At 70.8% G+C, this 23,295-nt stretch carries 20 protein-coding genes and 1 tRNA gene; 2 read left to right on the top strand and 19 right to left on the bottom strand.

The window, feature by feature from the left end; genetic code table 11:
* The first annotated feature begins 52 nt into the window (after positions 1 to 52).
* Positions 53 to 490: a PaaI family thioesterase gene (locus ASE25_RS18425; RefSeq protein ID WP_056776602.1), complete on the top strand. Its 438-nt coding sequence runs from the start codon at positions 53 to 55 to the stop codon at positions 488 to 490.
* Between the two features lie 29 nt (positions 491 to 519).
* On the opposite strand, the gene ASE25_RS18420 is transcribed toward ASE25_RS18425, so the two are convergent.
* From ASE25_RS18420 to hisI, 19 genes are all read right to left on the bottom strand, one after another.
* Positions 520 to 1,101: a GNAT family N-acetyltransferase gene (locus ASE25_RS18420; RefSeq protein ID WP_235508750.1), complete on the bottom strand. Its 582-nt coding sequence runs from the start codon at positions 1,099 to 1,101 to the stop codon at positions 520 to 522.
* 192 nt (positions 1,102 to 1,293) lie between these two features.
* Positions 1,294 to 2,013: an ABC transporter ATP-binding protein gene (locus ASE25_RS18415; protein WP_056757316.1), complete on the bottom strand. Its 720-nt coding sequence runs from the start codon at positions 2,011 to 2,013 to the stop codon at positions 1,294 to 1,296.
* Positions 2,003 to 2,818, bottom strand: coding sequence for an ABC transporter ATP-binding protein (locus ASE25_RS18410; protein ID WP_235508753.1), 816 nt, complete (start codon positions 2,816 to 2,818; stop codon positions 2,003 to 2,005). The genes ASE25_RS18415 and ASE25_RS18410 overlap by 11 nt, the downstream gene beginning before the upstream one ends.
* Before the next feature lie 181 nt (positions 2,819 to 2,999).
* On the bottom strand, positions 3,000 to 4,148 hold the full coding sequence (locus ASE25_RS18405) for a branched-chain amino acid ABC transporter permease (protein ID WP_056776597.1): 1,149 nt from the start codon (positions 4,146 to 4,148) through the stop codon (positions 3,000 to 3,002).
* Entirely contained in the window at positions 4,145 to 5,134 is a 990-nt protein-coding gene (locus ASE25_RS18400) for a branched-chain amino acid ABC transporter permease (RefSeq protein ID WP_056776594.1), read from the bottom strand. The genes ASE25_RS18405 and ASE25_RS18400 overlap by 4 nt, the downstream gene beginning before the upstream one ends.
* Before the next feature lie 111 nt (positions 5,135 to 5,245).
* Positions 5,246 to 6,388: a branched-chain amino acid ABC transporter substrate-binding protein gene (locus ASE25_RS18395; RefSeq protein WP_235508749.1), complete on the bottom strand. Its 1,143-nt coding sequence runs from the start codon at positions 6,386 to 6,388 to the stop codon at positions 5,246 to 5,248.
* Positions 6,389 to 6,539: 151 nt separating this feature from the next.
* Positions 6,540 to 7,241 carry a response regulator gene (locus ASE25_RS18390; protein WP_082619827.1) on the bottom strand — a complete coding sequence of 234 codons (702 nt, stop codon included), beginning with the start codon at positions 7,239 to 7,241 and terminating at the stop codon, positions 6,540 to 6,542.
* 142 nt (positions 7,242 to 7,383) lie between these two features.
* Positions 7,384 to 7,466, bottom strand: a tRNA-Leu gene (locus ASE25_RS18385).
* 137 nt (positions 7,467 to 7,603) lie between these two features.
* A complete protein-coding gene (gene pyk, locus ASE25_RS18380) occupies positions 7,604 to 9,061 on the bottom strand; it encodes a pyruvate kinase (RefSeq protein ID WP_056776589.1) in 1,458 nt (485 codons plus the stop codon).
* A 185-nt stretch (positions 9,062 to 9,246) separates the two neighbouring features.
* Positions 9,247 to 10,704 (bottom strand): glutamate synthase subunit beta, encoded by a 1,458-nt coding sequence (locus ASE25_RS18375; RefSeq protein WP_056826952.1) that lies wholly within the window; start codon positions 10,702 to 10,704, stop codon positions 9,247 to 9,249.
* Positions 10,697 to 15,262, bottom strand: a complete 4,566-nt coding sequence (gene gltB / locus ASE25_RS18370; RefSeq protein ID WP_056777720.1) for a glutamate synthase large subunit — start codon at positions 15,260 to 15,262, stop codon at positions 10,697 to 10,699. The genes ASE25_RS18375 and gltB overlap by 8 nt, the downstream gene beginning before the upstream one ends.
* Positions 15,263 to 15,464: 202 nt before the next feature.
* The gene (gene lgt, locus ASE25_RS18365; protein WP_056776584.1) at positions 15,465 to 16,541 is read right to left on the bottom strand and encodes a prolipoprotein diacylglyceryl transferase; all 1,077 of its coding nucleotides are present in this window, start codon (positions 16,539 to 16,541) and stop codon (positions 15,465 to 15,467) included.
* The gene (gene trpA, locus ASE25_RS18360; protein WP_056776581.1) at positions 16,538 to 17,338 is read right to left on the bottom strand and encodes a tryptophan synthase subunit alpha; all 801 of its coding nucleotides are present in this window, start codon (positions 17,336 to 17,338) and stop codon (positions 16,538 to 16,540) included. The genes lgt and trpA overlap by 4 nt, the downstream gene beginning before the upstream one ends.
* Entirely contained in the window at positions 17,335 to 18,594 is a 1,260-nt protein-coding gene (trpB, locus tag ASE25_RS18355; RefSeq protein ID WP_056776578.1) for a tryptophan synthase subunit beta, read from the bottom strand. Before trpB ends, trpA begins: the two co-directional genes overlap by 4 nt.
* A 2-nt stretch (positions 18,595 to 18,596) precedes the next feature.
* Entirely contained in the window at positions 18,597 to 19,424 is an 828-nt protein-coding gene (gene trpC / locus ASE25_RS18350) for an indole-3-glycerol phosphate synthase TrpC (protein ID WP_056826951.1), read from the bottom strand.
* A gap of 5 nt (positions 19,425 to 19,429) precedes the next feature.
* Positions 19,430 to 19,699, bottom strand: a complete 270-nt coding sequence (locus ASE25_RS18345; protein ID WP_235508748.1) for an HGxxPAAW family protein — start codon at positions 19,697 to 19,699, stop codon at positions 19,430 to 19,432.
* 58 nt (positions 19,700 to 19,757) lie between these two features.
* Positions 19,758 to 20,375 carry a Trp biosynthesis-associated membrane protein gene (locus tag ASE25_RS18340; RefSeq protein ID WP_056826950.1) on the bottom strand — a complete coding sequence of 206 codons (618 nt, stop codon included), beginning with the start codon at positions 20,373 to 20,375 and terminating at the stop codon, positions 19,758 to 19,760.
* Positions 20,372 to 21,955, bottom strand: a complete 1,584-nt coding sequence (locus ASE25_RS18335) for an anthranilate synthase component I (protein WP_056827040.1) — start codon at positions 21,953 to 21,955, stop codon at positions 20,372 to 20,374. The genes ASE25_RS18340 and ASE25_RS18335 overlap by 4 nt, the downstream gene beginning before the upstream one ends.
* A gap of 177 nt (positions 21,956 to 22,132) precedes the next feature.
* Positions 22,133 to 22,537, bottom strand: a complete 405-nt coding sequence (gene hisI / locus ASE25_RS18330) for a phosphoribosyl-AMP cyclohydrolase (protein WP_056776569.1) — start codon at positions 22,535 to 22,537, stop codon at positions 22,133 to 22,135.
* A 62-nt stretch (positions 22,538 to 22,599) separates the two neighbouring features.
* Between hisI and ASE25_RS18325 the strand changes: the two genes are divergently transcribed.
* The gene (locus ASE25_RS18325) at positions 22,600 to 23,289 is read left to right on the top strand and encodes a hypothetical protein (RefSeq protein ID WP_056776563.1); all 690 of its coding nucleotides are present in this window, start codon (positions 22,600 to 22,602) and stop codon (positions 23,287 to 23,289) included.
* Positions 23,290 to 23,295 lie beyond the last annotated feature (6 nt).

Genomic DNA, 23,295 nt, shown 5'->3' with positions numbered 1-23,295 from the left:
ACGGGGTGAGCCGGGGCACCGGGTGCGCGGGAGGGCGGCATACGATCCCGGCATGACTGACTCTTCGACGCAGGCGCCCGGCCAGACCCTCGACGACATGCGGTCGATGGCCGAGGGGACCCTCATCGAGCGGATGAACATCGAGATGACCGAGGTCTCCCCCGAGCGCCTCGTCGCGACGATGCCCGTCGCCGGCAACACCCAGCCGTACGGGCTGCTCCACGGGGGCGCCAGCGTCGTGCTCGCCGAGACCCTCGGTTCCATCGGCGCACAGATCCACGCCGGCCCGGGCCGCGTGGCCGTCGGGCTCGACATCAACGCGACGCACCACCGGGCCGCGCGCTCGGGCATCGTGACGGGGACGGCGACGCTGCTGAGCGCCGGCCGCACCCTCGTCAGCTACGACGTCGTCGTCACCGACGACAAGGGCAAGCGCGTCTGCACGTCACGCATCACCTGCCTGCTGCGCGACGCGGCGCCGGGGGCCTGAGGCCCGGCGCGCCCGCCCGGGGGAAGGGCTCAGCCGGCGATCTTCGGGTCGTGCCGCGGCGCCCGCGCGCGCAGGTCACGACGGCGCTGGAGCAGGTCGAGCGAGACCCGCTGGGGCCGCGGCTCCCCGGCCAGCTTGCGCTGCATCGTCGCGGACGTCGCGACGCGTCGCACGGTCTCGGGCGCGAACCCGAGCCGGGCGAAGAAGCGGTTGGCCTCGCGGTCCCCCGCAGGCACCGAGCTGGCCAGGTGCTCGCAGCCCTGGCGGTCGGCGTAGCGGCCCGCGGCCGTGAGCAGCGACCGTCCGACGCCCTGACGGCGGAAGTCGGGGTGGACGAAGAGCATGTCGATCGAGACGCACGGAGAGTCGACGAGGAGGCTCCGCGTCGAGTCGGCGAGGACGACGTAGCCGGCGGGGCGTCCGTCGACGGACGCGATGAACGTGCAGATGTCATTGCGCTGCAAGGCATTTCGCAGGGTTCCGTCGAGCGCCAGCCGCTGGGCCGCTTCCGGGGTGGTGCCACCCTCGATCCGGTGCGTGATCCACAGCTCGATGAACTGCGAGTGCAGGCCCTCGTCGACCCGCTGCACCGAGACCAGTGCTCGACCCATCATCCCTCCCGTTCCTGCCCCGAGGTCACCCGGCAGACACTACGACCAACGAGGTCGCGGCGGAAGAGCAACACGAAGGTCCACAGCAAGCGGACGGGGCGCCACGACCGTGGTCGTGACGCCCCGCCTTCGGATTCCGTGGCCGGCGCTCCCTCCGCGGAACGCCGTGCCGACCGTCGCCGGGAGGCTCCCCTAGACGTCGCCGCCGAGGTAGGCAGCCTTGACGGCCGGGTCGTCCGCGAGGTCCTTGCCCGTACCCTCACGGACGATCTCGCCCGTCTCGAGGATGTAGGCGCGGTGCGACCGCTTGAGCGCCTGCGCGGCGTTCTGCTCGACGAGCAGCACCGTGGTGCCCTGGCTGTTGATCTCCGTCACGATGTCAAAGATCTGCTTGATCAGCTTCGGCGCGAGCCCCATCGACGGCTCGTCGAGGAGCAGCAGCTTCGGCTTGGCCATGAGCGCCCGGCCCATGGCCAGCATCTGCTGCTCGCCGCCCGACATCGAGCCGGCAGCCTGGTTGCTGCGCTCCTTGAGACGCGGGAAGAGCTCGAAGACGCGCTCGAGGTCGTCCTTGACGGCCTTGCTCTTGCGGTCCGGACGGGCGTAGGTGCCCATCTCGAGGTTCTCCATGACGGTCATGCCGACGAAGCACCCACGGCCCTCGGGCGACTGCGAGATGCCGAGGACCGGCCGCTCGTGCGACGGCATGTGCGTGATGTCCTTGCCGTCGAAGACGACCGAGCCGGCGCGCACCGGGCGCAGCCCGGAGACCGTCTTCATCGTCGTCGTCTTGCCGGCGCCGTTGGCCCCGATGAGGGTGACGATCTCACCCTCCTCGACCGTGAAGCTGATGTCGCGGATGGCCTCGATGCGTCCGTAGTTGACGCACAGGCCGTTGACCTCAAGAAGCATCTTCCTCATCAACTCCCAGGTAGGCGGCGATGACCGCCGGGTTGTCGCGGATCTCCGCGGGCGAGCCCTCGGCGATCTTGCGGCCGAACTCGAGCACGACGATCCGGTCGGTCACGCCCATGACGAGCTTCATGTCGTGCTCGATGAGCAGGACCGTGTAGCCCTGGTCGCGGATCGTGCGGATCAGCTCCATGAGCTTGGCCTTCTCGGCCGGGTTGAAGCCGGCCGCCGGCTCGTCGAGGCACAGCAGCTGCGGGCTCGTGGCCAGGGCACGCGCGATCTCGAGGCGACGCTGGTCGCCGTACGGGAGGTTGCGGGCCAGCTCGTCGGCCTTGCCGTCGAGCCCCATGAACGTCAGCAGCTCGAGGGCGCGGGCGTAGCCCTGCCCCTCCTCCCTGCGGTGCTTCGGCAGCCGGAACATCGCCGAGACGACACCGGTCGAGTGGTGCGCGTCGACCCCGACGAGGACGTTCTCGAGCGCCGTCATGTTGGCGAAGAGACGGATGTTCTGGAACGTGCGCGCGATGCCCAGCTTGGTGATCTGGTACTTCTTGCGCTTGCCCAGCGGCTTGCCGAGGTAGCGGACCCCACCCGAGGTGGGCTGGTAGACGCCGGTCATGACGTTGAAGCACGTCGTCTTGCCGGCACCGTTGGGACCGATGAGACCGAGGATCTCGCCCTTGTTGATGTGGAAGCTCACCTCGTTGAGGGCCACGACGCCGCCGAAGCGGAGGGTGACCTCGTCGACCTCGAGCAGTCGCTCACCCTCGGACACGACGGGGACGCCGATGTCCTCGGGGGCGATGTCGACGTCGGGGTTGATCTCCGTGACCTCGTCGGCCGGGTCGGCGAGCGTGCGCCCGCCCGTCGGTTCGGCTCGACCAGAGCTCGTGCCGGCACTCGTGCCGGCGGGGCCGGCCGGGCCGGCGGGGCCGGGGGTGCCCGCGGGTGCGGTCGGGTCGTCGCCTGTGGTGGGCTGAGTGGGATCAGACACTGGCTTCTCCTTCCTCGAGGACGGCCTGTCTGTCGTCCGCCCGCTTGGCACGGACCGTGCGCCGCGGGGGCAGCAGACCCTGCGGGCGGAAGATCGCGAGCAGCATGAGCGCGAGACCGAAGACGAGCACGCGGAAGTCCGCGAACTCACGGAAGCGCTCCGGGAAGTAGCTCACCACGATCGCACCGACGATGACACCCCAGCGGTTGCCGGCGCCACCGACGACGACCGCCGCCAGGAACAGGATCGAGAGCAACAGCTGGAAGCTGTCGGGCGAGATGAAGCCCGCCTTGGTCGCGAAGAGCGCACCCGAGAGGCCACCGATGGCGGCGCCGAGCGCGAAGGCGAGCAGCTTGAACCGGAAGGTCGGCACGCCCATCAGCTCGGCGGCGTCCTCGTCCTCACGCGTGGCCTCCCAGGCTCGACCCACCCGGCTGCTCTTGACGAGGATGTCGAAGAGCAGGACGAGCGAGATGACACCGAGGGCGAGCCAGTAGTAGGGCACGAAGTCGTTGATCCCGAACTTGAGGAAGGTCGAGGTCGTGTCGAGGTCGACGACCGGGGCTCCGCTGCTCCAGTCGATGCTCGGGACCTCGAACAGCTCGAAGCCGGGCGGCTTGGGGATGTCGGAGATGCCCTGTGCCCCGCCGAGCCACTGGGAGTTGACCAGGGTGAGGCGGACGATCTCACCGAAGCCGAGCGTCACGATGGCGAGGTAGTCGCCACGCACGCGCAGGGTCGGGGCACCGAGGATGATGCCCGAGATCATGGCGATGACGATCGCGATGGGCACGACGACGACCCACGACATGTGGGCGTGCTCCGAGGTCAGGACGCCGATCGTGTAGGCGCCGATCGCATAGAAGCCGACGTAGCCGAGGTCGAGGAGTCCGGCGTAGCCGACGACGATGTTGAGGCCGAGGGCGACGAGGACGTACGTCGCGACGGTGAAGAGCACACCACCGAAGTCGGAGCCCTCCGTCGTGATGAACGGGATGTTGAGCAGCGGGAGGAGGAACAGGAAGATCGCGAAGAGCACCCAGAGGAGGATCTTGACGGCCTTCGGCAGGTTGGTGACCCGCTCCCGGAAGCCCGGTGAGGTCGGCTTGCGTGCCGCGGGGGTCGACGTCGTGGTGCTCATGCGCGCGCCTTTCCGAGGGACTCACCGAGCAGGCCGGTGGGTCGGAAGAGCAGGATGAGGATGAGGAGCACGAAGGCCACCACGTCCTTCCACTGCGAGCCGACGACGGCGGAGCCGTAGTTCTCGGCCAGTCCGAGGATGAACCCGCCGAGCAGGGCACCGCGCAGGTTGCCGATGCCGCCGAGGACGGCCGCGGTGAACGCCTTGACGCCGAGGATGAAGCCGGCGTCGTACCGGGTGATGCCGATCTTCAGCATGTAGAAGACGGCAGCCGCTCCGGCCATGACGCCACCGACGAGGAACGTCACCTGGATGACGCGGTCGCGGTTGACACCCATGAGGGCGGCCGACTCGGGGTCCATCGCGACGGCACGGATGCCGCGGCCGAGGCGCGAGCGCTTCACGAACTGGTCGAGGACGACCATGATGGCGATCGCTCCGACGATGACGAAGACGTCGACGTTCGTGACGTGGTAGCCACCGACCGTGAAGATCGGCTGCGGCGCGATGATCGTCGGCATGCCCGCGTTGTTGCGCGAGTTGCGGACGTAGTCACGCAGGTTGTCGTCGAGGCCGACCCAGCCGGTGATGCGGCTGCGCAGGCCCATGATCTCGGCCAGGACGAACGAGGCGCCGATCGCCGAGATGAGCGCGATGAGGGGTGGCGCGTTGCGTTTGCGGAGCGGCCGGTAGGCCACCCGTTCGAGCAGCACGGCGATGAACCCTGACATCGCCATGGCCGCGACGAACATCATCGCGACCCAGAAGATGACCTGCCCGACGCCGGCGCCGGGCCGACCACCGAGGAGCATGACCACCCACAGCGCCGCGAAGGTGCCGTACATGAACACCTCGGAGTGGGCGAAGTTGATGAGGCGAAGGACGCCGTAGACGAGCGTGTAGCCGAGCGCGACGAGGGCGTAGACCGCGCCGATCGTCAGGCCCGTGATGGTGTAGGCGAAGAAGTTGTCGATGAGGTTCTGCATCCAAGACCTCCTGGGCCGGGTGCGGTGGGCGGGATCAGGGCTCGAGCGCCAACCGAACGAGGGGCGGTCGGAGCGTACTGCTCCGACCGCCCCCCTTCGTTGACGAACGCGTTACTTGATCTCGCCGACGGAGACGATCTTGCCGCCCTCGACCTTGTAGGCGAAGACCTTGATGTCGGCCGACTCGCCCTTGGCGTCGAACTTCAGCTGCTTCGTGACGCCCTTCTTGTCGTAGGCCTTCACGAAGTCGACCATGCTCGCGCGGTCCTTGCCGGCGGCGATGCCGTCGAGCAGGATCGTGGCGGAGTCGTAGCCCTCACCGGAGTAGGTGTTGGGGTCCTCGTTGTACTTCGCCTTGTAGGCGGCCTGGAACTCCGGCGCCACGTCGGCAGGGACGCAGGGGCAGGTGATGACGGTGCCCTCGGCTGCGTCCTTGGCGTTGTCGATGAAGGACTGGTCCTTGACACCGTCGGCCACGACGAACGTGCCCTTCCAGCCGGCGTCGCGCAGCTGCTTGATGAGCGGCGCGGCCTCGGGCGAGTAGCCACCGAAGAAGAGCGCGTCGGCGCCCGAGCTCGTCACCTTCGTGACGGAGGCGCTGAAGTCGGTCTGCTTCTGCTGGATGGTGTCGTTGCCGACGACCTGCGAGCCGAGGTCCTGGCGGACGATGTCGGCCAGGCCCTTGCCGTACTCGGACGCGTCGTCGATGACGAAGGTCTTCGTCGACTTGACGGTGTCCTTGATGTACTTGGCGGCCGCGGGGCCCTGGGTCGCGTCGTTGCCGAGGGCGCGGAAGAAGGTCTTCCAGCCGTTCTCGGCGAGCTTCGGGTTGGTCGCGGACGGCGTGATCGTCACGAGGCCTGCCTCGTTGAACGCCGGGTCGGCGGCCTTGGACTCACCGGAGAAGGCGGGGCCGACGATGCCGACGACCTTCTTGTCGTCGATGGCCTTCTTGGCCAGAGCGGGAGCCTGCGTCGGGTCACCCTGCGAGTCGTAGTTCTCGAGCGTGACCTTGCAGTCGCCGTGCTTCTTGTTGTAGTCGTCGAGGGCGAGGTTCACGCCGTTCTGGATGTAGATGCCCAGGTTGGCGTTCGGGCCGGTGAGAGCACCGAACATGCCGATCTTGTAGTTGCCGCAGGCTGCAGCACCACCGCTGGCGGCAGGTGTAGCAGTGTCGCCACCCTTGGTGCCACAGGCGCCGAGGGCAAGCGCTGCGACCGCGAGCGGCACAGCGAACTTGAGGGTAGAACGCACGGGTGTCCTCCTGATGTCACACATCCCTCGGTCGAGGGCTGTCTGGAGACTAAGCCCCACCCTGCGCCGGGGTCACGGGAAACTCGCGATGAGTGACCGTGTCGTGACCTGTGCGGACCGGGACGCCGGACGATGTGCGGTCGAGCGTGCGTCAGGACGCCGGAAAGCCGTTGATGACGGCCTCGGCGACCTCCTTCATCCCGAGTCGGCGGTCCATCGCGGTCTTCTGGATCCAGCGGAACGCGTCGGACTCGCTCAGCTTGAGCTGGCTCATCAGCACGCCCTTGGCGCGGTCGACGAGCTTGCGCGTCTCGAGCCGCTCGCCGAGGTCGGCGATCTCGGCCTCGAGGGCCTTGAGCTCCTGCCAGCGCGACGTCGCGATGTCGATGGCGGGCCGCAGGTCGTCGGCGGTGAACGGCTTGACGATGTAGGCCATGACCCCGGCGTCGCGGGCCCGCTCGACGAGCTCGGTCTGCGAGAACGCGGTGAGCATGATGACGGGGCACAGCTTGGCCTCGTGCAGCTGCTCGGCGGCCGAGAGCCCGTCGAGGACGGGCATCTTGACGTCCATGATGACGAGGTCGGGCCTGACCTCCTTGGCGAGCTCGACGGCCTGCTCGCCGTTGCTTGCCTGGCCGACGACGTCGTAGCCCTGCTCCCCCAGCATCTCGACGAGGTCGAGACGGATGAGCGCCTCGTCCTCGGCGACGAGGATGCGGGTGGCGCCGCTGACCGGCGTGGCGCTGCCGCCGTCCTCGGGTGCCGGCGTCGCCTCGGGGGCGGCCGGAGCCGCGGAGGCTTCGGCGGCGGTGGCGGGGGTCGGCCTGGGGGTCGTGCTCTCGTCGGTGCTCACGGGCAAAGCGTAGCCGGGGCCACGTTTCCGGCGCGTTTCGGGACCGTCAACCACGCGTCGCGGTCAGGCCCGGGGCCGGACGTGGGGGCCGGACGTGGGGGCCGGACGTGGGGCCGGACGTGGGGCCACGGGCGACCAACGGTGCCGAGGGCGGGACTCGAACCCGCACGGCCTTGCGGCCAGAGCATTTTGAGTGCCCCGTGTCTGCCATTCCACCACCCCGGCCGGAGTGCCGCGCCAGCATACCCGTGACGACGCGGGAGCCGCGGCCGGTGGCCGCCCGGCCCTCCCCGGGACGCACGGATGCCGCCGGGCCGGCCCGGCGGCATCCGTGGTCTTGCTGTCGTGCGGGTCGGACGAGCTCAGCTCGTGACCTCCTCCGGCCGGTAGGCCGGGGCCGCCCGGTTGACGGCGTCGCCGACGCGGTGGACGCGCAGCGCGTTCGTCGAGCCGGGGATGCCGGGGGGCGAGCCGGCGACGATGACGACGCGGTCACCCTCGGCGATGCGGCCCTCGGGGATGAGCTTGAGGTCGACCTGCATGGCGAACTGGTCGGTGTGGTGCATGCGCGGCACGAGGTAGGTCTCGATGCCCCAGACGAGCGCGAGGCGCGAGCGGACGCGCGGCTCGGAGGTGAAGGCCAGCATGGGCAGACGCGGTCGGATGCGGGCCATCCGCGTCGCCGAGCCACCGGTCTCGGTGAAGGTGATGAGGAACTTCGCCCCGACGACCTCGCCGATCTCGGCCGCCGCCTTGGTGACCGCACCCCCGACCGTCTTGGGGTTGGTCTTCATCCGGGCGATCTTGTCGTAGCCGTGGACCTCGGTGGACTCGATGATGCGCGCCATGGTGCGCACCGAGTCGATCGGCCAGGCGCCGACGGACGTCTCGCCGGAGAGCATGAGCGCGTCGGCGCCGTCGAGCACCGCGTTGGCCGCGTCGGAGGCCTCGGCGCGGGTCGGGCGGGGGTTCTCGATCATCGACTCGAGGACCTGCGTGGCGACGATGACCGGCTTGGCCTCGCGACGGGCCAGCTCGATGGCGCGCTTCTGCACGAGCGGCACGTCCTCGAGGGGCATCTCGACGCCGAGGTCGCCGCGGGCGACCATGATGCCGTCGAACGCCGCGACGATGCCCTCGAGGTTGTCGACGGCCTGCGGCTTCTCGATCTTGGCGATGACCGGGATGCGCTCACCGAACTCGTCCATGATCGCGTGCACGTCGACGATGTCGTCGGCCGAGCGCACGAACGACAGCGCGATCATGTCGACGCCGAGACGCATCGCGAAGCGGAGGTCCTCGCGGTCCTTGTCGGACAGGGCGGGGACGCTGACGGCCACGCCGGGCAGGTTGATGCCCTTGTTGTTGCTGACCTGGCCGCCGATGACGGTCTCGGTGAGCACGTCGGTGTCGGTGACCTCGATCGCGCGCAGCATGACCTTGCCGTCGTCGATGAGCAGGACGTCACCCGGAGTCACGTCACCGGGGAGGCCGTCGTAGGTGGTACCGACGATGCTGTCGTCGCCGTCGACCTCGCGGGTGGTGATGGTGAAGCGCTGGCCGGGGCTCAGCGTCACCGGACCGCCGGAGAAGCGCCCGGTGCGGATCTTGGGGCCCTGGAGGTCGACGAGGATGCCGACGGCACGTCCCGACGCGTCGCTCGCGGCGCGGCAGTCGCGGTAGACCTGCTCGTGCACGGAGTGGTCACCGTGGGAGAGGTTGAGTCGGGCGACGTCCATGCCGGCGTCGACGAGGGCGCGGAGCTGGGTGGGCGATGAGGTCTTGGGTCCGATCGTGCAGACGATCTTGGCGCGACGCATGCTTCAACCTTATGGGTGCTGTGACGTGGGTCACCACGTGGGTTCGTCCTGTGGGACGCCCCGCGGCGTCGTCGGCGCGGGCTCCGTTGTGGCTCAGGGTGATCATGAGCGTATGCCGTGTCGCCGAGGTGGCGACACGGCATACGTCCGGGTGTGGCGGGGTGGCCGGATGTCGGCCGGCGCGGTCACACCGTGACGGGGCGGTCGCTCGGGCCGATCGGACGCGGCAGCGAGCTCGAACCGGTGAGCCACGCGTCGACGCCGGCGGCGGCGGCGCGCCCCTCGGCGATGGCCCAGACGATGAGCGACTGGCCGCGGCCGGCATCGCCGGCGACGAAGACGCCGGGGACCGAGCTCATGAAGTTCTTGTCCCGCTGCACGTTGCTGCGCTCGTCGAGCGCGACACCGAGCTGCTCGACGACGCCCGGACCCTGCGGGCCCAGGAAGCCCATCGCGAACAGGACCAGCTGGGCCGGGATCTCGCGCTCGGTGCCGGGCTTGGACGTCGGGCGGCCGTCGACGAACTCGACCTCGGTCAGGCGCAGCGCCGCGACGTTGCCGTCGTCGTCGCCGACGAACTCCGTCGTGCTTACGGCGTAGAGGCGCTCGCCGCCCTCCTCGTGGGCGCTCGCGACGCGGTAGAGCATCGGGTAGGTCGGCCACGGCTGGGTGCCGGGGCGGTCCTCCCCCGGCTGCGGCATGATCTCGAGGCTCGTGACGGACGCCGCGCCCTGTCGATGGGCGGTGCCGATGCAGTCGGCACCGGTGTCACCGCCGCCGATGACGATGACGTGCTTGTCGGTGGCCAGGATCTGGCCCTCAACCTGCTCGCCGAGCGCAGCCCGGTTGCCTTGCGGGAGGTAGTCCATCGCCTGGTGGATGCCGCCGAGCCGGCGACCCGGGACGTCGAGGTCGCGCGGGACCGTGGCCCCGAGCGCGAGCACGACGGCGTCGTATCGGTCGCGCAGCTGGCGACCCGTGATGTCGACCCCGACGTCCATCCCGTTGCGGAAGCGGGTGCCCTCGGCCGTCATCTGGTCCAGACGCCGGTCGAGGACCGACTTCTCCATCTTGAACTCGGGGATGCCGTAGCGCAGCAGACCGCCGGGCTTGTCGGCGCGCTCGAAGACGGCGACGGTGTGGCCCGCGCGCGTCAGCTGCTGGGCGGCCGCCAGACCGGCCGGGCCCGACCCGACGACGGCGACCGTCTTGCCGGACAGGCGCTCGGGCGGGAGCGGCTTGACGAGGCCCTCGTCGAAGGCGCGCTCGATCGTCGTGACCTCGACCTGCTTGATCGTCACGGCCGGCTGGTTGATGCCGAGCACGCACGCCGTCTCGCACGGCGCCGGGCAGAGACGGCCGGTGAACTCCGGGAAGTTGTTCGTCGCGTGGAGCCGCTCGATGGCGTCGGACCAGTCCCCGCGCCAGGCGAAGTTGTTCCACTCGGGGATGAGGTTGCCGAGGGGGCAGCCGGAGTGGCAGAACGGGATGCCGCAGTCCATGCAGCGGCCGGCCTGGCGCTGGAGCTGGCCGAGCTCCTGCTCCTCGTAGACCTCCTTCCAGTCCCGAATGCGCACGGGGACGGGACGGCGGGCCGGGAGCTCGCGCTCGCGGGTGGTGAGAAAGCCTTGGGGGTCAGCCACGGGAAGCCTCCATGATCCGGTTCCACACTTCGGGTCCGTCGAGGTCGAGGCCCTGCGCCTCGGCCTCGGTCCGGACGTCGAGGACACGCTGGTAGTCGCGCGGGAGCACGAGCGTGAAGCGCTCGCGCGCCGCCGCCCAGTCGTCGAGCAGCGCTCGCGCGACCGGCGACTCGGTCCACCTGACGTGGCCCTCGAGCAGCTCTCGGAGCGGCCCCTCGTCGTCGGGCCGCAGTGGCATGAGGTCGACCATCTCGCGGTTGACGAGGTCGGCGTCGAGGTCGAGGACGTAGGCGAGGCCACCGGACATGCCGGCCGCGAAGTTGCGACCGGTCCGGCCGAGCACGACGGCCGTGCCACCGGTCATGTACTCGCAGCCGTGGTCGCCGACACCCTCGACGACCGCATGGGCGCCGGAGTTGCGCACGCAGAAGCGCTCGCCGACGATGCCGCGCAGGAAGAGCTGCCCGGTCGTCGCGCCGTAGGCGATGACGTTGCCACCGATGACGTTCTCCTCGGCAACGAGGGTGGCCTCGCGGTGCGGCCGGACGGCCACGCGGCCGCCCGACAGTCCCTTGCCGACGTAGTCGTTGGCGTCGCCGAAGAGCTGCATCGTGACGCCCGCCGGCAGGAAGGCGCCGAAGGACTGCCCACCGGACCCGGTCATCGTCAGCTCGATCGTGTTGTCGGCGAGACCGTGCGGGTGCGCCTTGGTCACGTGGTGGCCGAGCATCGTGCCGACGGTGCGGTTGACGTTGCGCACCGCGATCTCGGTGCGCACCGCCTCGCCGGACTCGATGGCCGACAGGGCGCGGCTCAGCAGCTCGTTGTCGAGCGCCTTGTCGAGCCCGTGGTCCTGCGTGGCCGACTGGTGGAGCGTGCCACCGGTCGGGTTGTCGGCGACGGCGAGGATGGGGCTGAGGTCGAGGCCGGACGCCTTCCAGTGCGCGATGGCCTTGTCGAGGTCGAGGCTGCCGACCTGGCCGACGGCCTCCTCGATCGAGCGGAAGCCGAGCGAGGCCAGGTGCTCACGCACCTCCTCCGCGATGTACTCGAAGAAGGTCTCGACGAACTCCGGCTTGCCGGAGAAGCGCGAGCGCAGCTCGGGGTTCTGGGTCGCGATGCCGACCGGACAGGTGTCGAGGTGGCAGACGCGCATCATGATGCAGCCCGAGACGACGAGCGGAGCGGTGGCGAAGCCGAACTCCTCGGCACCGAGCAGCGCAGCCACGACGACGTCGCGACCGGTCTTGAGCTGCCCGTCGACCTGGACGACGATGCGGTCGCGCAGGCCGTTGAGCACGAGGGTCTGCTGGGCCTCGGCGAGGCCGAGCTCCCACGGCGCGCCCGCGTGCTTGAGCGAGGTGAGCGGCGAGGCGCCCGTGCCGCCGTCGTGGCCGGAGATGAGCACGACGTCGGCGTGCGCCTTGGACACGCCCGCCGCGACCGTGCCGACACCGATCTCGGAGACGAGCTTGACGTGGATGCGCGCCGCCGGGTTGGCGTTCTTGAGGTCGTGGATCAGCTGCGCCAGGTCCTCGATCGAGTAGATGTCGTGGTGCGGGGGCGGCGAGATGAGCCCGACGCCGGGCGTCGAGTGCCGCGTCTTGGCCACCCACGGGTAGACCTTGTGCCCGGGCAGCTGCCCGCCCTCGCCGGGCTTGGCGCCCTGCGCCATCTTGATCTGGATGTCGTCGGAGTGGGTGAGGTAGAGGCTCGTGACGCCGAAGCGTCCGGACGCCACCTGCTTGACGGCCGAGCGGCGCTCGGGGTCGAGCAGCCGGTCGATGTCCTCGCCGCCCTCGCCGGTGTTGGAGCGCCCGCCGAGGTGGTTCATCGCGATCGCGAGGGTCTCGTGCGCCTCCTTGGAGATCGAGCCGTAGCTCATCGCCCCCGTGTTGAAGCGCCTGACGATCTCGCTGACCGGTTCGACCTCCTCGATCGGCACGGGCAGCCGGCCCGTGACCCCGGTCGGCCGGAAGCCCATGAGACCGCGCAGCGTCATGAGCCGGGACGTCTGGTCGTCGATGCGCCCCGTGTACTGCTTGAAGATGTCGTAGCGGCGCTGGCGCGTCGAGTGCTGGAGGCGGAAGACCGTCTCGGGGTCGAAGAGGTGCGGCTCGCCCTCGCGGCGCCACTGGTACTCGCCGCCCACCTCGAGGGTGCGGTGCGGCTGGTGGACGCCGTCCGGCGGGTAGGCCCGGGCATGGCGCTCGGCCGCCTCGCGGGCGATGACGTCGAGGCCGACGCCGCCGAGCTGGCTGACGGTGCCCGTGAAGTAGCGGTCGACGAGCGGCTGGGCCAGGCCGATGGCCTCGAAGACCTGGGCGCCGCGGTAGGAGGCGACGGTCGAGATGCCCATCTTGGACATGACCTTGAGGACACCCTTGCCGAGCGCCTTGATGAGGTTGGCGACGGCCTTCTCGGCCGTGACGCCCTCGATCTCGCCCGCCCGGACGAGGTCCTCGACGGTCTCCATGGCCAGGTAGGGGTTGACGGCGGCGGCACCGAAGCCGATGAGCAGGGCCACGTGGTGGACCTCGCGCACGTCGCCGGCCTCGACGAGCAGACCCACCTGGGTGCGGGTCTTCTCGCGGATGAGGTGGTGGTGGACGGCAGCCGTGAGCAGCAGCGACGGGATGGGCGCGAGGTCACGGCCCGAGTCGCGGTCGGAGAGCACGACGAAGCGGGCTCCGCGGCGGATCGCCTGCGAGACCTCGGCGAAGATCTCCTCGAGGCGGTCGCGCATGGCGGCCGCTCCCCCGGTGACGTCGTAGAGGCCGCGGACGACGTGCGTGGCGTAGCCGGGCAGGTCGCCGTCGGCGTTGATGTGCACGATCTTGGCGAGCTCGTCGTTGTCGATGACGGGGAAGTCGAGGACGAGCTGCCGGGCGTGGCTCGGGGACGCCGACAGCGCATTGCCCTCCGGGCCCATGTACGTGCCGAGCGAGGTGACGAGCTCCTCGCGGATCGCGTCGAGCGGGGGGTTGGTGACCTGCGCGAAGAGCTGGGTGAAGTAGTCGAAGAGCAGGCGTGGCCGCGACGACAGGACGGCGATGGGCGTGTCGGTGCCCATCGAGCCGAGCGCCTCGCCACCCGACCGGGCCATCGGCGTCAGCAGGATGCGCAGCTCCTCGGCGGTGTAGCCGAAGGTCTGCTGGCGCCGGGCGACCGAGGCGGCCGTGTGCACGATGTGCTCGCGCTCGGGAAGGTCCTCGAGGCGGATGAGACCGGCGTGGAGCCACTCGGCGTACGGCTTGGCGGCCGCGAGCTGGCTCTTGATCTCCTCGTCGCTGACGATGCGGCCGTGCTCGGTGTCGACGAGGAACATCTTCCCGGGCTGCAGCCGGCCCCGCTGGACGATGGTCCGCGGGTCGAGCTCGAGCACCCCGGACTCCGACGCGAGGACGACGAGGCCGTCGTCGGTGACGGTGTAGCGGCCCGGACGCAGGCCGTTGCGGTCGAGAACCGCCCCGACGAGCGTGCCGTCGCTGAAGCAGACGTTGGCCGGGCCGTCCCACGGCTCCATGAAGGTCGAGTGGAACTCGTAGAAGGCCTTGCGGGCGGGGTCCATCGTGGCGTGGTTCTCCCACGCCTCGGGGATCATCATGAGCACGGCGTGCGGGAGCGAACGGCCACCGAGGTGGAGCAGCTCGAGCACCTCGTCGAAGCTCGCCGAGTCGGACGCCTCCGGCGTGCAGACCGGGAAGATCCGCTCGAGGTCGCCCGGGATGATGTCGGACGTCAGCAGGCTCTCGCGTGCGTGCATCCAGTTGCGGTTGCCCTTGACGGTGTTGATCTCGCCGTTGTGGGCGATGAACCGGTACGGGTGCGCGAGGGGCCACGACGGGAACGTGTTGGTCGAGAAACGCGAGTGCACGAGGGCGAGCTCGCTCGCGAAACGCGGGTCCGACAGGTCGGGGAAGAACGGCTCGAGCTGGCCGGTCGTCAGCATGCCCTTGTAGACGATGGTGCGGGAGCTGAGCGAGGCGAAGTAGACGTCGACCTCGTGCTCGGCGCGCTTGCGCAGGCAGAACGCGAGGCGGTCGAGTCCGAGGGCCACCTGGCGGCCGATCGAGCTGCTGACGAAGAGCTGCTCGAAGAACGGCATGCAGTCGCGCGCGACGGTGCCGACGAGGTCGGCCTCGACGGGGACCTCGCGCCAGCCGAGCACCTTGAGGTTCTCGGCGACCGCGATCTCCTCGATGCGGGCCTTGGCGGCGGCCCGCTCGATGGGGTTGGGGGGCAGGAAGGCGATGCCGGCGGCATACGCCCCGCTGTTGGGGAGCGTGAAGGGGACGTTCGCCCGGAAGAACTCGTCGGGGATCTGCGTCAGGATGCCCGCGCCGTCACCGACGAGCGGGTCGGCGCCCGTGGCACCACGGTGGTCGAGGTTGCGCAGTGCCGTGAGGGCGTGGTCGACGATGTCGTGACCGGCCGTCCCCCGCATCGTCGCGATGAGGGCGACACCGCAGGCGTCGTGCTCGAACTCGCGTCGGTAGAGACCGGAGTTCTCCGGGTGTGCACTGAAGAGGGCACGGGTGCGGGTGTGCGGCGGCATCTTCACCGTCCTTCTGCTGGGTCCCAGGCGGGCGACCGCGACGGGGCCACGCGACATGACTGAGGGCATGTGGACGGCACTGGCCACAGGCGTTGCTGACGACGATATCGGAGGGACCGCTCGTCCTACCTGTTGATACGGCGGATTCCGAATCGTGAGACGCCGTGCTCACGGCCACGGTCGGGACGTGATGCAGACCGCATCAGGACTGCGCCGGACGGTCCACCTTCGCGTCGCTGCCCACGGTGTCGTTCGGCCGGTCCGAGCCGGTCTGCACCGAAGGATCTTCGGGGTCGTCGGCGCCCGGCTCGTCGGTCGGCTCCTCCGCCGACTCGCGACCCGCCGCGTCGTCCTTCTCGTCGGGGTGGTCCCCCGCCCCCTCAAGGGTCGGGTCGTCCGGCGACACCGGGACCGGGGGCTGCTCCATCCGGGCGAAGCGCCGCCACAGGTAGACGCCGAGCAGGAACACGAGGATCGAGACCCACGTGTTGACGCGCTGACCGAGGATGAGGTTGGCCGAGTCGGTGCGCATGTTCTCGATGACGATGCGGCCGATCGGGTAGCCCATGACGTAGGCGGCGAAGACCTGGCCCGCCTTGAGCCGGCGATGCCGGCCGAGCCAGATGAGGAAGGCCGCGAGCAGCAGGCACCAGAGGGCCTCGTAGAGGAACGTCGGGTGGAAGTAGCCCTTGACGACGGGGTTGCCCTGAGCGTCGACGACGGCCCGGCCGAGGGAGGTGTCCCACTCGTAGATGCGCAGCCGCCACGGCAGGTCGGTCGGCGCGCCGTAGATCTCGTTGTTGAACCAGTTGCCGAAGCGGCCCATGGCCTGGGCGATCGCGAGCCCGGGAGCGGCGGCGTCGACGAAGTCGCGGAAGGCGACGCCGTTCTTGCGGCAGCCGATCCACGCGCCGACGGCGCCGAGCGCCACGGCGCCCCAGATGCCGAGGCCGCCCTCGTAGATGGCGAACGCCTTCCACGGCTGGCCGTTCTCGCCGAAGTACGGCTGCGGCGTCGTGATGAGGTGGTAGATGCGTCCGCCGACGATGCCGAACGGCACCGCCCAGGCGGAGATGTCGATGGCGACGCCCTTGCGGTGCCCACGGGCCTCGAGCCGCTTCTGCGTCAGCCAGACGGCGACGACGATGCCCGCGAGGATGCACAAGGCATAGCCGCGGATCGGCAGCGGGCCCAGGTGCCAGACCCCGACGCTCGGCGACGGGATGTCGGTGGGCAGGACGGCGCCCAGCGCGGCCGGGACCCCGGCGAGCAGGCTCATGACCGGCCCCGGCGGACGCCGTCGGCGAGCTCGCGGGCGAGGGCGCCGAGCGCCTCGAGGCCCTGCTCGTCGGAGTCGGCCTCGGTGAGGCAGCGCACGAGCGCCGAGCCGACGATGACGCCGTCGGCGTAGCGGCCCACCTGGGCCGCCTGGTCGCCGGTCGAGACACCGAGCCCGACGCAGACGGGCAGGTCGGTGTGCTCGCGGGTGCGTGAGACGAGGGCGTCGGCGGCCTCGCCGACGCTGGCGCGCGCACCGGTGACGCCCATCACTGCGGTCGCGTAGACGAAGCCACGGCACTGGGAGGTCACGGCCTCGAGGCGCTCGGGGGTCGAGCTCGGGGCCACGAGGAAGACCTTGTCGAGGTCGTGGGCGTCGGCAGCGGCGATCCAGTCGCCGGCCTCGTCGGGGATGAGGTCAGGGGTGATGAGCCCGGCTCCCCCGGCGGCGGCGAGGTCGGCGGCGAAGCGCTCGACGCCGTAGCGCAGGACGGGGTTCCAGTACGTCATGACGAGCGCACCCGCGCCGGCGGCCGAGACCTCATGCGCCGCCGTGAAGATGTCGGTCAGGTGCACGCCGGCCGCGAGGGCCCGCACGGCGGCATCCTGGATGACGGGCCCGTCCATGACCGGGTCGCTGTAGGGCACCCCGATCTCGATGATGTCGACGCCGGACTCGACGAGGACCTTCATGGCGGAGATCGACCCCTCGACCGAGGGGAAGCCGACGGGGAGGTAGCCGATGAGGGCCGCGCGGTTGTCGGCACGGCACTTCTCGATGATCGTGGCGACGCTCACTGCTGCTCCCCCATGCCCTTGGCGCCGTCGTCCTCCGGCAGACGCGGCGAGCCGTCGTCGCCGATGAGGCCGAACCACTCGGCCGCCGTGTGGACGTCCTTGTCGCCGCGCCCCGAGAGGTTGACGAGCAGGACGGCGTCGGGTCCGAGCTCGCGGCCGACCTTCATCGCACCGGCGAGCGCGTGCGCGCTCTCGATGGCGGGCAGGATGCCCTCGGTGCGCGAGAGCAGCGAGAAGGCCTCCATGGCCTCGACGTCGCTGATCGGGCGGTACTCCGCGCGCCCCGACTCGAGCAGGTGGGCGTGCTCGGGTCCGACGCTGGGGTAGTCGAGACCCGCCGAGACGCTGTGCGACTCGACGGTCTGGCCGTCCTCGTCCTGCATGACGTAGGTGAAGGCGCCGTGGAGCACGCCGGGGATGCCGGCCGAGAAGCGCGCCGCGTGCTTGCCGGACTCGACGCCCTCGCCGCCCGCCTCGAACCCGATGAGCCGGACCGAGCGGTCGTCGATGAAGCGGTGGAAGATCCCCATCGCGTTGGAGCCGCCGCCGACGCAGGCGAGGACGGCGTCGGGCAGCCGACCGACGAGGTCGAGCACCTGCTGGCGCGCCTCGACACCGATGACGCGGTGGAAGTCGCGGACCATCTCGGGGAAGGGGTGCGGCCCGGTGACGGTGCCGAGGACGTAGTGCGTGGTCTCGACGTTGGCGACCCAGTCGCGGAACGCCTCGTTGACGGCGTCCTTGAGCGTCTTGCTGCCGTTGTCGACCGCGACGACCTCGGCGCCGAGCAGGCGCATCCGCGCGACGTTGAGCGCCTGGCGCTCGGTGTCCTTGCGGCCCATGTAGACGACGCACTCGAGACCGAGCAGGGCAGCGGCCGTGGCCGTCGCGACGCCGTGCTGGCCCGCACCGGTCTCGGCGATGACGCGCGTCTTGCCCATGCGCTTGGTCAGCAGGGCCTGGCCGAGGACGTTGTTGATCTTGTGCGAACCGGTGTGGTTGAGGTCCTCGCGCTTGAGGATGACGCGGGCGCCGCCGCAGTGCTCGGCGAAACGCGGCACCTCGGTGATGATGCTCGGCCGCCCCGTGTAGGTGCGCTGGAGACGCTCGAGCTCGCCGACGAACTCCGGGTCGACGACGGCCTTGCGCCAGACCTCCTCGAGCTGCTCGAGGGCGGGGATGAGCGCCTCGGGGACGTAGCGTCCGCCGAAACCCCCGAAGCGGCCGTATGCCGGCACGTTGGATGTCGTGGTCATGCTCACTCTCCTGCCGCGCCGGGTCGGGCCGAGGCCCGGACCGCGGTCGCGGCGTCGATGAAGCCGCGGATCGCGGCCTCGGGGGCGCCGTCCTTGACGAGGGCCTCGCCGACGAGCACGGCACCGGCTCCCGCCCGCACGTACGCGGCGACGTCGGCCGGCCCGCTGACCCCGGACTCGGCCACGCCGACGACGCCCTCGGGGACGCGCGGCAGCAGGTCGGTCACGGTGCGGGGGTCGACCTCGAGGGTCTTGAGGTTGCGGGCGTTGACGCCGACGAGGACAGGGTCGAGCGCAAGGGCCCGGTCGAGCTCGGCGGCGTCGTGGACCTCGACGAGCGCGGTCATGCCGAGCTCGCGGGCCTGCTCGTGCAGGTCGCGCATGAGGGCGTCGTCGAGAGCCGCGACGATGAGCAGGATGAGGTCCGCGCCGTGGGCCCGGGCCTCGGTCACCTGGTAGGCGTCGACCATGAAGTCCTTGCGCAGCAAAGGAGTCCGGACCGCCGCGCGCACCTCGTCGAGGTCAGCGAGGCTGCCGGAGAACCGGCGCTCCTCGGTGAGCACGCTGATGGCGCTCGCTCCCCCGGCGGCATACGACCGCGCCAGCAGGCCGGGCTCGGGGATGTCCGCGAGCGCGCCCTTGCTCGGGCTCGACCGCTTGACCTCGGCGATGACGGCGACGCCTTCTGCGGAGCGGATGCCCGGCATCGGGTCGAGCGCCGGGGGCACCGACGCGAGCCGCGCCTCCAGGTCAGCCGGCGACAGCGCGGCGCGACGGCGTCCGAGATCCTCGCGGACGCCGCTGATGATCCCGTCGAGAACCGTCGGCACTGCTCTCAGCTCTTGCCGATGGTCTCGGCGCCCGTCTCGTCGGGGGCGTCGACGATCGAGCCCGCCTGCGCGTGGTGCCCCTTGTTGCCGTAGCCGGCCATGGACATCGTCTTGCCCGCGGCGACACCGGCCACGATGACGACGGCACCGATGATGCCGAGGACGAGGCTGGGGATGACGACCGCGACCGACGCGATGGCCGTGCCGAGCAGGATGACTCCGACCCCGGTCCAGGCTGCGGTGCTGTGACCGTGGTCCTCGTGCTGCTCTTCCATGGCGTCCTCTCTGGTCCGATCGGCGCCACTCGCGTGCGGGCCGACGACGTTCATTCTGTCAGGTCTCGTCAGGGGCGTCGCGCAGGGTCGGGTCCCGGCCCTCGGACAGCTCGTCCCACGTCGTGCGGACCTCTCCACGCGGCCCGCTCGCGGGCTTGTCGCCGCGCTCGTAGCGACCCGAGAGGCCGGCCCACCTGCGGCTCGACACGGCTGCCGAGGCGGACCCGAGGGCCAGCAGGACCGCCGCTGCGACGGCCAGCCAGACCCACACGGTGCTCGCTCCGGTGGCGGCCGGAGCCGTCGTCCGGGCGAGCTCGCGGGCGACAGCGTCGGCGACGGTGTCGACCGGGCGCAGCGCGACGAGGACCGTCATGGCCAGGGCACCGAGCGAGGCCAGCACGAGGACGATCGCGGCGACGGCCCGGATGATGCGGCCACCCGTCATGAGGCCGAGCAGGGCCACCACGCAGACGGTCGTGAGACCGACGACCCCGGGTGCCGCGGTGCCGCCGGTCACGTCGGTGACCGCCTGGCTGAGGACGTCCTTGGACTCACCGCTCGCCCACGTCCGCGTCGTGAGGCCGAGCAGCAGGGCCGCGGGGACGAGGACGACGAGGGCCGCGCGCTTCTTGTCGAGGGCGCCGGGCCGGGTGCCGGACGGTGCTACGGACGTCATGGGCGGTGGTCTCCCAGCGGTCGCAGGCCCGCGGCGGCCGCCACGGCGCGCAGGGCGGCAGCGGCCTTGTTGACCGTCTCCTCGTACTCGAGGTGCGGCACGGAGTCGGCGACGATCCCCGCGCCGGCCTGGACGTGCGCGCGGCCGTCCTTGATGAGCGCCGTGCGGATGGCGATGGCCATGTCGAGGTCGCCGGCGAAGTCGAGGTAGCCGACGACGCCGCCGTAGAGACCGCGCCGCAGCCCCTCGTAGGCGTCGATGAGGGCCATGGCCCGCGGCTTGGGGGCCCCGCTCAGCGTGCCGGCGGGGAACGTGGCGACGAGCGCGTCGTAGGCGCTCTGGTCGTCGCGGAGGTCACCCACGACCGTCGACTCGATGTGCATGATGTGGCTGTAGCGCCGGATCGACATGAAGTCGACGGTGTCGACGGTGCCGGCGCGGCAGATGCGCTGGAGGTCGTTGCGGGCGAGGTCGACGAGCATGAGGTGCTCGGCCCGCTCCTTCGCGTCGCCGAGCAGCTCCTCGGCGAGGTGCGCGTCGTGGTCGGGACTCTTGCCCCGCGGGCGCGACCCGGCGATGGGGTGGGTGATCGCCTGGCGTCCCGTCACCTTGATGAGCGCCTCGGGGCTCGAGCCGACGATGTCGTAGGCCGTGCCGTCGGGATGAGGGAGCCGCAGGAGGTACATGTACGGGCTGGGGTTGCTGACCCGCAGCGCGCGGTAGACGTCGAGGGCGTCGGCCCGGCAGGGCACCGTGAAGCGCTGGGAGACGACGATCTGGAAGGCCTCGCCGGCCCGGATCGCCTCCTTGGCCTCCTCGACCATCTCCTCGTACTCGGCCTGCGTGTGGCTGCTCGTCGGGTGGCTCGGGGTGGGCTCGATGGTGGCCACGGTGCTCGGCGCGGGGGCCGCGAGCTCGTCGGTCATCCGGTCGAGACGGCTCACGGCATCGGCCCACGCGTCCTCGATGCGCTCGTCGGTCGCGTCGTGGTTGACGGCGTTGGCAATGAGCAGCAGGGAGCCGTCGCTGTGGTCGAAGACCGCGAGGTCGGTGGCGAGCATCATCGCGACCTCGGGCAGGTCGAGCTCGTCGCGGCCGCCGTCGGGGACCTTCTCCCAGCGGCGGACGGCGTCGTACGTGATGGCCCCGACGAGTCCCCCGGTCAGGGGCGGCAGACCCGGCGTGCGAGGCGTCGCGAGGGCGGCGACCGTGTCGCGGACCGCCGCGGTCGGGTCGCCGTCGGTGGGCAGCCCGACCGGCGGCTCGCCGATCCAGTGGACCCGGCCGTCCTTCTCGGTCAACGTCGCCGCGCTGCGCGCCCCGACGATCGAGTAGCGCGACCAGACGCCGCCGTGCTCGGCGGACTCGAGCAGGAAGGTGCCCGGGGCGTTCTTGGCGAGCTTGCGGTAGACGCCGACGGGCGTCTCCGCGTCGGCGAGCACCCGGCGTACGACCGGGATGACGCGACGGTGCTCGAGCGCCAGCTCGGTGAAGACCTCGAGGCTCGGCCACGTGCGTCCCCACGCGAGGTCGGCGTGTGGCGCGGGCGCGGCGGCGAGCGAGGTGTTCGAGTCGGGCACCGAGCCATTCTGGCCCACGCGGTCGTATGCCGTGTCCCCGCCTCACCCGTCGAACACGCCCCGCCGCTCCCCACGCCACTCGAGTGGGCGCGCAAGCACGGTCGAGTCAGCGCCCGGTCACAGGAACGTGGGGCGGAACGCTCAGTCGAGTGGGACGGAGGGCTCACTCGACGGGTGTCAGGTGGTGGTGGTGGGCTCGGGCTCGCCGACGGTGGCAGGGAGCACGCGCGCGTCGAAGCACGTGCGGTCCCCGGTGTGGCAGGCCGCGCCGACCTGGTCGACCGTGACGAGCAGGGCGTCGCCGTCGCAGTCGAGGCGGACACCCTTGACCCACTGGACGTGGCCGCTCGTGTCCCCCTTGCGCCAGTACTCCTGCCGGCTACGTGACCAGAAGGTCACCCGGCCCTCCCCCAGGGTGCGGCGCAGCGCCTCGTCGTCCATCCAGCCGACCATGAGCACGTCGCCCGTGTCGTGCTGCTGCACGACGGCGGCCACGAGGCCGTGCTCGTCACGCTTGAGCAGACTGGCGATCTGCGGGTCGAGCGTGGTGGGGTCGGAAATCGGGTCGAGGGCGTCGGTCACCTGCCCATTGTGCCGGGCCGGTCCCCCGGGCCGCCGGTCCGGTCCGGACCTACGATCGGCGGGTGGACCCCGACCGTGCGTCCCGGACCCTGCTCGTGCTCCCGAGTCCCCTGCTCCCGGCCTCGGTCCACGACGGCCTGCGCGACGCCCTCGGCCGCCGCGGACTGTCGGCGTCCGTCGCCCCAGGACTCCTCGACACCGGGCAGGGCGCGCTCGACCTCGTCGCGCGCTGGGCGAGCCTCGTCGGACCGGGCACGGTCCTCGTCGCCCACAGCAACGCCGGCTACCTCGCACCACTCGTGCGCGCAACCGGCGGGACGCCCGGTCCGATCGTGTTCATGGACGCTGCCCTACCGCCGGCCGCCGGGTCGTGCGCCCTCGCTCCGGCCCCGTTCCGCGAGTGGCTGGGCGAGCTCGCCGATGCCGAGGGACAACTCCCGCCGTGGACCCGGTGGTGGCCGCGGACCGACCTCGACGAGGTCCTGCCGGCGGACCTCTTCGACGCCGTGGACGCGGTCTGCCCGCGCCTGCCCCTCGACTACTTCGACACAGTCGTCGCGGCGCCGCCCGGTTGGGTCGACGGCCCCAACGCCTACCTCGCCTTCGGCGTCACCTACGGGGACGAGCGCGCCTTCGCCGAGCGTCACGGCTGGCCCGTCGCAGACCTCGAGGGGTTGCACCTGGCCTTCGTCACCGAGCCCGACGTCGTGGCTACGTCGATCGCCTCGCTCGTCGGGCGGATCGGCCCGTAGCAGCCG

Source organism: Terrabacter sp. Root85 (assembly GCF_001429185.1).
Taxonomy (GTDB): Bacteria; Actinomycetota; Actinomycetes; order Actinomycetales; family Dermatophilaceae; genus Terrabacter.
The sequence above is the reverse complement of the archived record's forward strand: the minus strand, read 5'-3'. Positions and strand labels throughout refer to the sequence as shown.

Excerpts from the sequence above, each read along its gene's own strand:
- ASE25_RS18425 (WP_056776602.1), top strand. The coding sequence starts at position 53 with ATGACTGACTCTTCGACGCAGGCGCCCGGCCAGACCCTCGACGACATG.
- ASE25_RS18420 (WP_235508750.1), bottom strand. The coding sequence starts at position 1,101 with ATGGGTCGAGCACTGGTCTCGGTGCAGCGGGTCGACGAGGGCCTGCAC.
- ASE25_RS18415 (WP_056757316.1), bottom strand. The coding sequence starts at position 2,013 with ATGCTTCTTGAGGTCAACGGCCTGTGCGTCAACTACGGACGCATCGAG.
- ASE25_RS18405 (WP_056776597.1), bottom strand. The coding sequence starts at position 4,148 with ATGAGCACCACGACGTCGACCCCCGCGGCACGCAAGCCGACCTCACCG.
- ASE25_RS18400 (WP_056776594.1), bottom strand. The coding sequence starts at position 5,134 with ATGCAGAACCTCATCGACAACTTCTTCGCCTACACCATCACGGGCCTG.
- pyk (WP_056776589.1), bottom strand. The coding sequence starts at position 9,061 with ATGCGTCGCGCCAAGATCGTCTGCACGATCGGACCCAAGACCTCATCG.
- gltB (WP_056777720.1), bottom strand. The coding sequence starts at position 15,262 with ATGCCGCCGCACACCCGCACCCGTGCCCTCTTCAGTGCACACCCGGAG.
- lgt (WP_056776584.1), bottom strand. The coding sequence starts at position 16,541 with ATGAGCCTGCTCGCCGGGGTCCCGGCCGCGCTGGGCGCCGTCCTGCCC.
- trpB (WP_056776578.1), bottom strand. The coding sequence starts at position 18,594 with ATGACCACGACATCCAACGTGCCGGCATACGGCCGCTTCGGGGGTTTC.
- ASE25_RS18345 (WP_235508748.1), bottom strand. The coding sequence starts at position 19,699 with ATGGAAGAGCAGCACGAGGACCACGGTCACAGCACCGCAGCCTGGACC.
- ASE25_RS18340 (WP_056826950.1), bottom strand. The coding sequence starts at position 20,375 with ATGACGTCCGTAGCACCGTCCGGCACCCGGCCCGGCGCCCTCGACAAG.